Source organism: Bacillus sp. S14(2024), assembly GCF_050473785.1.
Taxonomy (GTDB): Bacteria; Bacillota; Bacilli; order Bacillales; family Bacillaceae_G; genus Bacillus_A; species Bacillus_A yunxiaonensis.
This window is the reverse complement of sequence record NZ_JBFLUP010000006.1, coordinates 720804-734202: the sequence shown is the minus strand read 5'-3', so window position 1 is coordinate 734202 and position 13399 is coordinate 720804. Positions and strand designations below refer to the sequence as shown.

Here is a 13399-nt window from a genome sequence, read left to right as displayed (position 1 = left end):
TAATTTAAATATTAAGAATGATTTAAATTTTGCGAGGTGACTTACGAAATGAAATTGTATAAATGGAGTGAACGCGTTCAAGAAGTTTACGGGGACTATCCTGATCAAGATCCAATCCTTTTTTCTTGTATTGCATCTTTGCTAGGACTCATCACATACATAAAAAATTAACATAGGAGGTTACTACATGCAGCAATTGAAAAAAGAATATAAAGAACTGGATGAATATGATCATATCCAAAAACGAAAGGGCAATTCTATCATGAATACGATGGATGCTTTCGCAAAAAGTGCTCCATTATTAGGTGCGCTATTCATCATCCTATGCATTCCTTTTTATTTCATAAGAAAAGCTACTACAAGATTTAAAACAAAGTGAAATTAAGGAAATAGAGAGGAGAATTCTTGATGGATCGAGTTGAAGATAAATTTTTATCTACTATACTTTCCCAATTTACACATATAAAAGAACGCGCTGAACAAGCAATTGAACAATTAACTGAATTAGAGCTACATTGGCGCCCTAACGAGGAGTCTAATAGTATTGCAATCATCATGAAGCATTTAAGTGGAAATATGCATTCCAGATGGCTCCACTTTTTAACAACTGATGGCGAAAAAGAATATCGGGATCGAGATGATGAATTCGTTGATACAATTCAATCGAAAGAGGATTTAATGCACATTTGGGAAAAAGGATGGTTCCTCTTATTTTCAACCATTCAAGAACTTAAAACAGATGATCTACTAAAGATTGTGACCATCAGAAAAAATCCATTAACAGTTTTAGAAGCCATTCAAATTGAAATTGCACATTGCAGCAATCATTTAGGACAAATTCTATATATCGGTAAGCAAATTAAAGGTTCAGAATGGAAAATATTAAGCATTCCAAGAGGACAATCTAAAACCTTTATCCCGCATTAACAGGCAGTAGGACCCTTAATGATGGAAGTTTCACTTTATTAGATGAATACTCCTATGAATAATTCAGCATATAAAGGAGGTATAGATATGGACAAACCAATTGTGATTGAGGAGTATACATCAAATTAGGCATTACAATTTAAAGAGGAACAAAAGATCATAAAAGATATTATGGGTAGTACAGCGCTTGCTATTGAACACATCGGAAGTACATCCGTCGAAGGATTAAGCGCGAAACCTATACTTGATATAATGATTGGAGTTCGTGATTTTAGTGAAGTAGACACATTTATTGAACCATTAGAAAAAATCGGGTATGAACATGTATTTCATAAAGAATTCCCTAATAGGAAATTCTTTAGAAAAGGATTGTGGGGAGCTGGAACGCATCATTTACACATCTAAAAATTTGGTAGTGACGAATGGGATAGTAACCTTTTATTTCGAGACTATTTAAGAAATCATCTTGATGTGCGTCAGCAATATAATCAGCTAAAAAAGGAATTAGCAAATAAACATCATTTTGATAGAGTTGCATATACAAATACAAAAGCACCATTCATAACAAGTGTTATCCAAAAGGCTAAATTGTCGAATTAATAGGAAGATTGTCTATTTTTTGTTGATTTGTTTTATTTTTAGTGTTACACTTACAATCACAAAGAGAGAGTAGCTAAAACCCTCTGTATTCCAAGAAGTATAAATATTCATTTTTTTGCTTGTTTACTCCTTTTTTGCTTGTTTGACATGCGTGTACATTTATCACTCTTTCTTTGCTGTCCTGTCATAGCAAATCAAATACCTTGAATTTTTTGAGGTTATTTGGTTTGCTATGCATTTTGTATTTTGTCTATTATTTAACTAGATTATTAACACAAAGACTTGTATGCTTTTTGCAATAGAAAAAGTCCCTTTAGATTTTTTTCTGAAGGGGCTTTTGTAGCGTTCTAGTTATACCGAGTATAAGTAAAAAGTTAAAAACTCAAAATGCGAACCGTTTTCTGTGTTGCATTTAATTCAATCGTCGCTCCAATTGGCATTGTTACGATAGGATGTGTATGGCAGCAATCAAAATCCGCTAAGATTGGGATGTCAGTGTCCCCGATTACTTCGAGTAAAATGTTATATGGTGTTAACCCTGTTCCTTGATCGTCAAACTGTTCATGCTTTCCTAAGATAATCCCACTAACCTTGTCGAATACACCATTTATTTTTAAGAAACTAAAATGCTTTTCAACGATCGCTGCTGTTTTTTTGCAGTCTTCGATCATTAAAATATCTCCCTTATGAATAGCAGGCATATACGGACTTCCCCATATACTTAACATTGTCATTACATTTCCAGCTATTAATCGCCCTGTTGCTATACCTTCTTTTACACAAATCCATTCATTGGGATAACTTTTTTTGGAGCGATTTTGTTCCTGCCAATTTAATTGCTCATCTGTCCAAACAGGATATAGCGGGTATTCATATGGAAGTGCTTCATTTTTTATTAGCACATCTTCAAATGATGAAAATGTATGATTCACATACGGAGGAAATTCTCCCAATGACGAAATTAAGGAAGGCCCATAAAATGTTTGAATACCTGTTTGAGCATAAATCCCCAATAAAATTGCTGTAACGTCTGAATATCCAACAAAAATCTTAGGGTGTTTCTTTATTGCTTCGTAATCCAAATAAGGAAGTAAAGAATTTGAATTGCTCCCTCCAACAGACGACATAATACACTTAATTTCTGGATTTCGAATGAGTTCATTTAACTCTTGAACACGATCCATTATACTTCCAGATCGATACCCATCATGTTTTCCAGTAAGACTTCCATCAACGATACGAAATCCTTTACTTTCTAGAAACTGTTTGGAACGTTTGAATCTATTAGGCGATGTATATGTACCTGGCAGTGATGGTGAAAAAATACCTATTTGATCTCCTTTGTTTAACTGAAACAATCCTTTTCACTCCTATGTATTACATGTAATGTCCACATTTAATATGACCTAATAATAGCTTAGATGATTCTAATGTAAAGTGAAACTTCCATCAATGTTTTTTCACTCTCCACTGATAGAAAGCCCTCACCAATCAGGCGCATGCCAGCAGTTATCTCCCACCTATCTTCTGTAGAAAAGCGGAAGCGGCTCGCCCAGAATCGCAGGACGTTGGAGCACCCGACAGAGAGGCGCTTTTTGCCTCGTACGAGGGGGCGAAACGACCGGAGATTCTAGCCGCTAGAGCTGGACAACGCTTTCCTCACAATCTTGAGGTGGGGGTCTACTTGCTAACGAATGGCGGGAGTGCAGCGAATATCTAGATATATTAAGTTTTCATAAGTAGGCTTATATCAATCTACTTAAATGTCGAATTATAAAGAAAATTGTCTATTTTTTGTTGATTTATTTTATTTTTAATGATAAACTCATAATCATAAAGAAAGAGTAGAAAAAAACACCCTATAAGCTTTATATTTTTCTGAAAATTGAGTTTTTGAACCGTTTTACTTTCATTGACATTCTTGTGCTTCTCTAACTCTTTCTTTTTTCCAAGAAGCTGTCACAAAGCTAGTACTTTGTGGCGGCTTCTTTACTTTATTCCCTAAAAAAAGAAAAAACCTGCGCATTATTGCGCAGGTTCTGTACGATATTTTGCTTCAACGCGGTAAATACGATTTCCCTTGCTTGAGAATTTTTCTTCGTATTCCGTCATAATATTGCCTTCAAAATCACTGTTATGAAGATCTAAACTAATATACGGCAACAGCATGCCATATTCCGCCATACTTGTAAGAGAGTATTCGAACAAGGCTTGGTTATCTGTTTTGAAGTGAATTTCTCCACCCTTTACAAGTACCGTTTCATAATTACGTAAAAACGTTTTATACGTTAAACGACGTTTTTCATGACGATTCTTTGGCCATGGATCAGAGAAGTTTAAATACACGCGATCAATTTCATTCTCCGCAAAGAATACTGTTAAATCTTCTGCATCTTTATTAATCAATTTTAAATTTGGTACTGCTTCTTCAATTAGCTTATCAAGCGCATCTACAATTACACTTGTAAACTTCTCAATTCCAATATAGTTTACATCTGGATTTGCTTTTGCCATTTCGTACATGAAGCGGCCACGGCCTGTTCCAACTTCAATATGGATTGGATTATCGTTACCAAATAACTCTTTCCATTTCCCATTCTGTTCTTCCGGATTTCCAATTACAAACTGCGTATATTCTTTCGTTCGGTCCATTGCATATGGTTTATGTCTTAAGCGCATAGTTCTCTCCCTCTCTGTATTTCAAGATGTGTGTATCAAATAAAAAACCAAGTACGTACGAGCACTCGGTCCGTTTCTTTCAAGTATAAGATTTGCTATTTTGATGGAAACTACAAAGTGTATTCATCAGCGGTTCATTACGCTCGTTTCATTGTTACGATAACAACTGAAAAGGATGTGTCAAAAATGCCACTTAATCATGAACATCAAATGGCAATCTTAAAAGACATCTTAGTCAATCATCAAAGTGATTGCTGTGGAACGGTTTCTGAGTGTGAACAATTAGAACGTCTTATTCAATCATTACTCGCAAATGACAGTGTGAGAAATGAAGTGAAAACAATGTTAAACGATGTATATTACTATAGTCAATCGGGTAAATACTCTTCTGATTTAGACGGCCATATTTCTGGTCATCAAGAACAACTGTCACAATGGATTACAGGAATGGATAGTTTTTCTTAAATTATTCTGAAGCGAGTAGTTGCATTAAATATTGAAGCCAATATTCTGCTTCTACTTGCTTATTTTTTGCTGTATACCATTGTACGAAAATCATACATTGCAGCGTAACATACCATTTCATACGGCTCAACAAAGAATCAGTCAGTTCTAATCCGTAATGCTCAAGCCACTCATGCCATTCATCTCTTGGGATGTACCAATGGAGTAACATTCCAATATCAAGAGCTGGGTCTGCAATAATTGCCCCATCCCAATCAATCAAGAACAATTCATTATCATCTGTTAATAACCAATTGTTATGATTCACATCGCAATGACAAACAGCAAGATTATCAAATTCTACATTTTGAAGGGACTTTTGTAAATACTGAAGTCCTTTTTGAATGATTTCATTTTGCTTTACATCCTCTTGCAAAGTGAGAAGCGCTTCTTCTAATATATCTTGCGCTTGCAAAGGCTGTTTACCAAGCTTTTGAATCATATGCACTAACGCTTCAGAAGAATGAATTTTTTTCAGCAATGCTGCAACTCGCTTAGATTTCATATCTTCAGGCTCTAATCTTTGCCCTGGTAGCCACTTTTGTGCCGAAATGACATCACCATTTGTTAATCTCCTTGTCCAAAGTAGCTTCGGAACAATCCCTTCTGCTGACAATACCGCAAGAAAGGGCGATGAATTGCGCTTTAAAAATAGTTTATGTTGTTCATCATGCGCAATGTAGGCATCTCCTGTCGCCCCTCCGGCTGGTATAACTTTCCACTCTTCTCCTAACAATTGTTCCAACCATTCCATGTTCATTACCCGTTAACAATTCCTTATCTTTTATAGTTATGAAAGGAAACACCGCAACATATTTCAAAACATGTTGAGGGTTTCCAGCCATTCTGTTTCACTGTATGCAAATGTAAGAAAAAAGAGACAAACAAACTGTTCAATCTTTTACTTTATTTTACAAAAACAATAATATATATGGCAACTTATATGAATAGCCACCTTTGTCAATTCTACATTTATTATATTCGCATCGTCAAGGGTCGATTCGTCACATTTTCGCCAATATATAGGTACTAATCGGAGCAACCACAAATGTATCTCCATTAAATGAAGAAATTGGAATTTCTGCTGCCTTTATATCATTTGCAAGTACATGCCATACACCGCTATTTGGCAATGAAACAGTTTTCTCTTCTGTTCCATTATGAAAGAGCACAACAATTTCTTTCCACGTTCCAAACTGCTGCACATCTTGTAAATAATAGGAAATAACAGAAGGATCTGCATGAAAAAAAGACATATGCCGCTTAATGAGCTCCGACGACCTAAAACGAAATGCTCCGTGTGATTTTCGAATACGAATGATTCCTTTTATATAGGAAACATTTTCTTCTTCCCGCTCTTTTTGATCCCAGTCCAACTGATTGATGCAATCTGGAGCATTATAACTGTTTTCATTTCCTTGTTTTGTACGGTAAAATTCTTGACCAGCATGTAAGAACGGAATACCTTGTGCTAATAATGTCATAGTTGTTGCGAGGCGATGACGACGTTTTTGCAACTGTTCCTCTTCTTTACTGCTGCTTACAATCTTATCCCACATTGTCATGTTATCGTGACATTCTACATAATTAATGCTTTGCACAGGCTCTTGAAATAAACTAGACGACTTTACATAAGGGATACTTCCTGTAAGTAAATATTGGATATGTTCTTTATTTGCTGTTTCACCAAGAGCGTAACCGCTTTTTTGCACATCAAATGTACTTCCCTTGATTCCATCTCGAAATTGATCATTAAACTGAGCAATACATGGAATTTTGATGGCATTTTGCAATGTTGCTTTCTTATCAGCAGCAAGCGGTGTTTGCAAATCCCATCCTTCTCCTAGCAATACTACATGTTCTTTCACTGTATTTGTTTTTTCACGAATTTCGTTCATCGTATCAACATCTAAAATACCCATTAAATCAAAACGAAACCCGTCCACATTGTATTCTGTTAACCAATATAATACCGAATCGACAATAAATTTCCGCACCATATTACGCTCTGACGCAATATCATTTCCAACCCCCGTCCCATTCGAAGGCATCCCATTTTCATCGTGCCGAAAATAATATCCTGGTACAAGCTTTTCAAAAGAAGATGTTTCTCTTTCATACACATGATTATAAACAACATCTATAATAACGCGTAGACCGTGCCGATGAAGTGCTTGAATCATTTGTTTACATTCCACAATTCGGTTGTACGGATCAAGCGGATTTGTTGCATAGCTGCCATTCGGAACGTTGTAATATAACGGATTATATCCCCAGTTATACGTTTTGAATGGCTGCTCCTCATCTACTCCGGCATAATGATGAATAGGCAATAGCTCGATATGTGTAACTCCCAATTCCTTTATATAAGAAAGAGCTGTTAACGTCCCAAGTTTTCCTACTGTTCCTTCTTCCGTTAATCCGAGGTACTTTCCTTTATTCCTTGCACCGCTATTAGGATGAACCGTTATATCACGAATGTGTGCCTCATAAATAATGGCATCCGTCATAGAAGTCATTGGCGGTAATGGTTCATGGTCTTGTACATATGTTTTCGCAAGATTTACGACGATTCCATATGTGCCATTTAAAGAAACTGATTTTGCATATGGATCAACGGCCTCTCGCCAAATGAGATTGATACAGACAAGAAATGTATATTGCGCACCATCCCAGTCTCCCGGCAACTCATAACACCAAACGCCTTTTTCTTGTCCATTCATTTCATAATCTGTATACGCATCAGCGCTTTCATAAATACGAACTTTTGCTTTAGTGGCTGTTGGTGCCCACACTTTAAACTTAGTTTGCTCCTTTGTATAAGAAGATCCTAAATCGTTTCCTTCATACATATATAACTCATCAAACTTCGCTGTGCGAATGACAGCACCCATCTGCAAATCCGTTTCTACGCCACGCTCATCACATATGATATAACACTGATTCAGTGTTATGAATTCATTCACTTTACATTCATATTTTATTGCATGTGGAAGAGAGGTGACACGTTCGATAGAGAGCTCCCATTCATTTGCACCTTGTTTTAAATGGAAGATGCTGCTCTTTCCGTACGCATGCGGAAGTAAAATTGTGATTTTATCCATTTCATCTAAATATGCTTCAAACGTACGTTGTATGTTTAACATATGTACTCACATCCTCCCGAGAAACATTCCATTTTCTATAGTATATTCAAAAAATCAGAAAACGTTTTCAAGCTTGTGTCTTCTGTAAAGATATTTCATAGATTGCCTCATACTTCGGCATCCGGTCTACATGAGTTTCGTATAAGGTTACTGTTTCGACTTCAAATGCACGCCGCGGCACTGCTGAAAGCTGTTTTTCATCAAATTTTTCTTCCCCTTTCCATTTACGAGCTATCGTAATGTGAGGATGATATGGGCGTGTTTCTAATTGAAAACCATTCTGTTCACATATCGTATACACTTGTTTTTGTAAGTCAAACAAAGCTCTTTCTTCTTCTACTCCCACCCAAAAAACACGCGGCTGTTCTTTTCTTCCAAACGTATGACATCCTTGCAATGTAAGTGAAAAACATGAAGTTTTGGCTAACTGCTGCAAATCTTGTTTCAGTTTTTCAAGTTGCGTTTCCTCAGTACTTCCTAAAAACGACAGTGTAATATGATAGTCCTCTTTATGCACCCAAGAACGAAACAGAGCGGTTTCTTCTATCGCTCCTTTCCACTCTGCCAACACGTTCTTTATCTCATTCGGTAATTTCACTGCAATAAAGTAATGTCTCGCCATCTTTTCCAACTCCTTTGCCCAGTATTACATTATCTAACACAATACAAAGCAGAATTTTTCACTATTATTAGTGTGAAACGTCTTCTTATTCTCCATACATACAAAAGAAGCCGCTCTCCTTGTAGAGAGCGGTTTATTCATTGGTTTCGATTTTTCAACATGTCATATTGCAAATAGCAGAAAGATGCTTTCCCCTCTTTCTATACGTAACCAGTGTCGCTGGTACGGCAAACAAAAAGTGACTTGTACTCGTTTGCTCTCTTTGTTTTCGTACGGCACGTGGCAGAAATAGGCCCTGACCGCTTCTATGCACCGCCAGTCCCTCTCGCCTACCTAAAAAAGAAAGGTTTTATGTTTTTTAATTTGCATTTCCATACTACTATTTCGCTAATTCATAAATAGCATGCGCATAGATAGCTGTCGCTTTTAATAAATCCTCAATTTCAATATACTCATCTTTTTGATGCGCTAATTCTTCTTTTCCCGGGAATAGAGGACCAAACGCAACGCCAGCTTCCAATGAACGTGCATATGTACCGCCACCGATTGCTAATAACTCTGCTTTTTCTCCTGTTTGCTCTTCGTATACACGCTGAAGTGTACGAATTAACACATGATCTTTATCTACATGATGTGGACGAGAGTCTGACACATTTGTTATAGCAAAGTCCTGTGCACTCACATAATTCGTTAATGTTTGCAGCGTTTCTTCTAAGTTTGTTGTAACTGGATAACGAATATTTAATCCCAGTTTACCGCCTTCTTCTTGTGTATAAGAAAGAAGACCAACGTTTACTGTTAATGGCCCAGTAATCTCATCTGCATAAGCAATGCCAGCTTGTTTTCCAAGCGTATCATTTGTGAATGTTTCCGCCGCTAGGCTCACAAATGCTGCACCTTGCTCATCTAAAGAGATTGCTGTTAAAAAGTTCGCAAGTGTTAATCCTGCATTTTCTCCTTGTTCAGGCGTAGAACCATGTGCAGAAATGCCTTTTACTTGCAGTGTAACTGTATTTCCTTCTACAATTGCTTTTCCATTTTTCTTTGCTTCTTCCACATATTGTTCATACTGACTTGCAAGTTCTGCTGCTTTTTCGCTCGTTACAACAGCCTCTGCAAAATCAGGAACCATATTTAAACGACGTCCAGATGAAAATGATACTAATCCATTCTCTCCTGCTGCATGTTCTTTTTTATTTTGAACAACATATAAATCGCAAATTCCTTTTTCAGCATTAATAATCGGGAAATCTGCATCCGGTGCAAATCCCATCGTTGGCATTTCTTCATGTTTGAAGTAATGATCCACACACTTCCAATTACTTTCTTCATCTGTTCCTAAAATCATACGAACACGCTTAGAAAGCGGCAATCCTAATTCTTTTACAATTTTCATTGCATAGTAAGCAGCCATCGTTGGCCCTTTATCATCAATTGCACCGCGTGCAAAAATTTTACCATCGCGAATATCCGCACTATATGCAGGAGTTGTCCAGCCGTCTCCTTCTGGTACAACATCAACATGACATAAAATACCAAGAAGTTCTTCTCCTTGTCCCATCTCTAAATGACCTGCATATCCTTCTAAATTTTTAGAAAGAAATCCGTCAGCTTCTCCCTTATCCAGCATGAAAGATAAGGCCTTTGCTACACCCTCTCCAAACGGTGCACCTTCTTTTGCCGTATCTTCTTCCCATACACTTTTAATTTGTAAAAATTGCTGCACATCGTGAATAAGAGCATCTTTTCGTTTCTCTACTTCTTGCATCCAATTTATATTTGCCATACCTTCACCTTCTTCTCTAATCTCTCTTTCATCATAGCAAACGATTTCTTATTATGCTAGCAAGGAAAGGTAGAATACCGAACAATTTAAATATTTCAGATAATTAAATTTAGGTTTTTCTTATTTTTCTCAAAATTTTTTGCAGGAATTTGACGTTTTCCGTAGAAATTTAGTAAGATAGTTGATAAAGAGAAACAAAATGTCAACAACTTTCTTTCTACAAACTCTATTACATGTTAAAATTTTGTAAAAATTGAGCAAGTTAGAGCATGATTTTTTTCATATGGAGTACAATGGAAGTAAAGACCTTCTTTCCTGAATGGGTCAAAAAACTTGTAGAGGAGTGGTTTTTTGATAAAACCTACAACTACTCGTATGCTAACACGCATTAAATCTATCTATATGTACATTAATGAGAAAGGCACCGTAACGACGCAAGACCTTGTAGATGAGTTCGGGATCACACCGCGAACGATACAGCGCGATCTGAATGTGTTGCAATTTAATGAACTCGTGTATAGCCCTTGCCGCGGCAAGTGGACAACAACAGGAAAGAAAGTGAGAATGACCTCGTGACAAATATAACTTGATTTACAATATACATCCCCTTCCTATACAGAGAAAGGGGATTCTTTTTCGTTTTCGGAATCGGTCTCAGGATACTATATTAATTATCTAAACCCTCTGCTTGAGAATGATATGACTTCAGCATTTCTACTTCTTCATCTGTTAGCTCACGATATTGGCCAAGTTCTAATTCTTCATCTAACACTAAAGGTCCCATTTCTGTACGCTTTAAGTACACAACCTTTTTTCCAACTGCTTCAAACATGCGCTTTACTTGATGAAACTTTCCTTCTGTAATGACAAGTTCAATTTCAGAGACATCATCGCTTGTTAGAATTGTCAGCTCTCCTGGCTTCGTTTCATATCCATCCTCTAAAATAACACCTTTTTTGAATGCTACAACATCTTCTTCAGTAACTTTTCCAGCTACTCTCGCAAAATATTTTTTCGGTACGTGCTTTTTCGGAGACAGTAATTGATGTGCTAGCTTTCCATCATTCGTTAATAATAGAAAACCTTCCGTATCGATATCAAGTCTTCCAACTGGAAATGGATCAAAAATAGCATCTTCTAGTTCTAATAAATCAACAACCGTTTCATGGTTATCATCTTCTGTTGCAGAAATAACGCCTTGCGGTTTATGCATCATTAAATACACAAATTCTTTATACTCCACTACTTCACCGTGAATCATAACCTCTTGTTCTTCCACATTCACATGATATTTCGCATCTTTTACCGGTACGCCATCTATTTTTACAACGCCGTCTTTTAATAACTTCTTCACTTCTTTGCGGCTACCATAGCCCATGTTTGCTAATAATTTATCTAATCTCATTATTTCACACCTTCTTTTTATACTAAGAAAAAGAGAGGCGCACAATTACGCCCCTTTCGTTTTCACTTTAATCTTGAATCTATTACCAAGTTTACGCTGAATCTTCTCTAAAAATTCACCGCCAAGTACTCGTTCGATTACGCCTGTACGAAGTGCTAAATAGCCATATACAGCCGCTCCTCCCAATGCGCAAATACCTACTGTAACCAATGCCGCAAAACGGCTTGTCTCATATGGAAGCATAAAGGATAGAATCCATAATAATAGCTTTACAACAATCACCATCACAGTTGTTAATACTGCAATTTGGAACGTTCGTTTATATACAAGTCCAAATGAGAACTGGGCATATTTTCGAATTTGTTTATTTGTATACCAAATGGATACGAAAAACCCTACACCTGTTGCTACGATGGCACCGATTGTTCCAAAATAACGAATAAACAGCACATTACATAAAAATTTTAAAATAATCCCAATGCCAAGTGCAATAATTGCATGCTTTTGTTGATTAATTCCTTGCAAGATGGCTGCTGTCACTGTGAATAATGCAAATAATAATGCGACTGGTGCATACCACATTAATACTTTTCCGCCAAGCGGATCAGCTTCGTAAAATGCTGTATAAATCGGATAAGCTAAAGCGGAAATTCCAGCTACAGCTGGCAATGTTAAAAACATATTCACTTGAAACGTTTGTGTAATTTGCTGTTTTAAATAACGGAATTGTCCTTCTGTAAACGACTTTGTAATCGCTGGTACAAGCGTTAAACTGAACGCCGTTGCAAGCGATACTGGAATCATAATTAACTTATGTGTCCACATCGTAAAAATACCAAGAGCACGTTCTGCAATATCACCCTGTCCAATTGCTTGCATAATTGAGTTAAATGTTAACGCGTCAATTTGCTGATAAAGCGGAATCGTTAATCCAACTACAACGTAAGGAATCGCATAAGCAAACAGTTCTTTAAATAAGTCAAATGTACGAACTGTTGATTCTGGCACTGTTTGATTCATAATATATTGATCTAAATGATGCTTTCGTTTCATCCAATACCAAATGAGCACAGCTAATGCTCCAACTGCGGAAACAAACGCTGCAAACGTCGCCACACCAACTGCTGTTGCGACTGAACCCTTCCATACTTTTATTACGATAAAACTACCTGCAAGTAAAAATACGATACGAATAATTTGTTCAATAATTTGCGACACTGTCGTAGGTCCCATCGATTGATGACCCTGAAAATAACCGCGAATTAAGCTCGCTGCCGGTACGACAATAAGTGCAAAGCTGACTAGGCGAATAATCATTGTTACATCTGCTAAGCTGTTATGTAAACTCTTTTTCCCTAGCATTGCCTCGGCAAATAACGGTGCTGACATATACAATACGAAAAAGGAAAGAATTCCGCTCACAATCATCATGATCATACCCGAGCGAAACATTCTTCGGCTCGTTTTATAATCTCCGAGCGCATTATACTTCGAAACAAACTTTGAAACTGCAAGCGGCACTCCCGCTGTTGCGATGCTTAAAAAAATTGTATATGGAATATATCCATACGTATATAGCGTCCCGCCTTCTGTACCAACTAACGCATGAAACGGAAAGACGTAAATCATACCAAGGAACTTTACTAAAAATGTCCCAAGCGTCACAATAAGCGTTCCGCGTAAAAATTTTGAATCGGACATAAAAAATCCTCCTCCATTATTCAAAACGC

General features: G+C 36.8%; 13 protein-coding genes and 1 pseudogene. 6 read left to right on the top strand and 8 right to left on the bottom strand.

What is annotated here, in order from left to right:
- Window positions 1–48: 48 nt before the first annotated feature.
- The 4 genes and pseudogenes from AB1279_RS04050 to AB1279_RS04035 all read left to right on the top strand — a co-directional run bounded on the left by AB1279_RS04050 (window position 49) and on the right by AB1279_RS04035 (window position 1527).
- Complete coding sequence (locus AB1279_RS04050) at window positions 49–171, top strand: hypothetical protein (RefSeq protein ID WP_429757912.1); 123 nt, start codon at window positions 49–51, stop codon at window positions 169–171.
- Window positions 172–187: 16 nt separating this feature from the next.
- Window positions 188–379: a hypothetical protein gene (locus AB1279_RS04045; protein ID WP_429757911.1), complete on the top strand. Its 192-nt coding sequence runs from the start codon at window positions 188–190 to the stop codon at window positions 377–379.
- A 29-nt stretch (window positions 380–408) separates the two neighbouring features.
- Complete coding sequence (locus AB1279_RS04040) at window positions 409–927, top strand: DUF1572 family protein (protein ID WP_429757910.1); 519 nt, start codon at window positions 409–411, stop codon at window positions 925–927.
- A gap of 87 nt (window positions 928–1014) precedes the next feature.
- A pseudogene (locus tag AB1279_RS04035) lies at window positions 1015–1527 on the top strand (GrpB family protein).
- 374 nt (window positions 1528–1901) lie between these two features.
- Here the strand turns inward: AB1279_RS04035 and AB1279_RS04030 are convergent.
- Window positions 1902–2885, bottom strand: coding sequence for a S66 family peptidase (locus AB1279_RS04030; RefSeq protein WP_429757909.1), 984 nt, complete (start codon window positions 2883–2885; stop codon window positions 1902–1904).
- A 667-nt stretch (window positions 2886–3552) separates the two neighbouring features.
- On the bottom strand, window positions 3553–4206 hold the full coding sequence (trmB, locus tag AB1279_RS04025; protein WP_429757908.1) for a tRNA (guanosine(46)-N7)-methyltransferase TrmB: 654 nt from the start codon (window positions 4204–4206) through the stop codon (window positions 3553–3555).
- A 186-nt stretch (window positions 4207–4392) separates the two neighbouring features.
- Here trmB and AB1279_RS04020 point away from each other — a divergent pair, with 186 nt between their 5' ends.
- On the top strand, window positions 4393–4671 hold the full coding sequence (locus tag AB1279_RS04020) for a YtzH-like family protein (RefSeq protein ID WP_336484467.1): 279 nt from the start codon (window positions 4393–4395) through the stop codon (window positions 4669–4671).
- Window position 4672: 1 nt separating this feature from the next.
- Here AB1279_RS04020 and AB1279_RS04015 read toward each other — a convergent pair whose 3' ends face one another.
- From AB1279_RS04015 to pepV, 4 genes are all read right to left on the bottom strand, one after another.
- Window positions 4673–5470 carry a phosphotransferase gene (locus AB1279_RS04015; RefSeq protein WP_429753493.1) on the bottom strand — a complete coding sequence of 266 codons (798 nt, stop codon included), beginning with the start codon at window positions 5468–5470 and terminating at the stop codon, window positions 4673–4675.
- A 244-nt stretch (window positions 5471–5714) separates the two neighbouring features.
- Entirely contained in the window at window positions 5715–7856 is a 2142-nt protein-coding gene (gene pulA, locus AB1279_RS04010) for a type I pullulanase (protein WP_429757907.1), read from the bottom strand.
- Between the two features lie 67 nt (window positions 7857–7923).
- On the bottom strand, window positions 7924–8478 hold the full coding sequence (thpR, locus tag AB1279_RS04005) for an RNA 2',3'-cyclic phosphodiesterase (RefSeq protein ID WP_429757906.1): 555 nt from the start codon (window positions 8476–8478) through the stop codon (window positions 7924–7926).
- 379 nt (window positions 8479–8857) lie between these two features.
- Window positions 8858–10264 carry a dipeptidase PepV gene (gene pepV / locus AB1279_RS04000; protein WP_429757905.1) on the bottom strand — a complete coding sequence of 469 codons (1407 nt, stop codon included), beginning with the start codon at window positions 10262–10264 and terminating at the stop codon, window positions 8858–8860.
- A 354-nt stretch (window positions 10265–10618) separates the two neighbouring features.
- Here pepV and AB1279_RS03995 point away from each other — a divergent pair, with 354 nt between their 5' ends.
- Window positions 10619–10840: a DeoR family transcriptional regulator gene (locus tag AB1279_RS03995; protein WP_035436379.1), complete on the top strand. Its 222-nt coding sequence runs from the start codon at window positions 10619–10621 to the stop codon at window positions 10838–10840.
- A gap of 91 nt (window positions 10841–10931) precedes the next feature.
- Here the strand turns inward: AB1279_RS03995 and AB1279_RS03990 are convergent, their stop codons facing one another.
- Together AB1279_RS03990 and AB1279_RS03985 are read right to left on the bottom strand one after the other, a co-directional pair.
- Window positions 10932–11669, bottom strand: a complete 738-nt coding sequence (locus tag AB1279_RS03990) for a pseudouridine synthase (RefSeq protein ID WP_429757904.1) — start codon at window positions 11667–11669, stop codon at window positions 10932–10934.
- Between the two features lie 45 nt (window positions 11670–11714).
- On the bottom strand, window positions 11715–13370 hold the full coding sequence (locus AB1279_RS03985) for a putative polysaccharide biosynthesis protein (protein ID WP_429757903.1): 1656 nt from the start codon (window positions 13368–13370) through the stop codon (window positions 11715–11717).
- Window positions 13371–13399 lie beyond the last annotated feature (29 nt).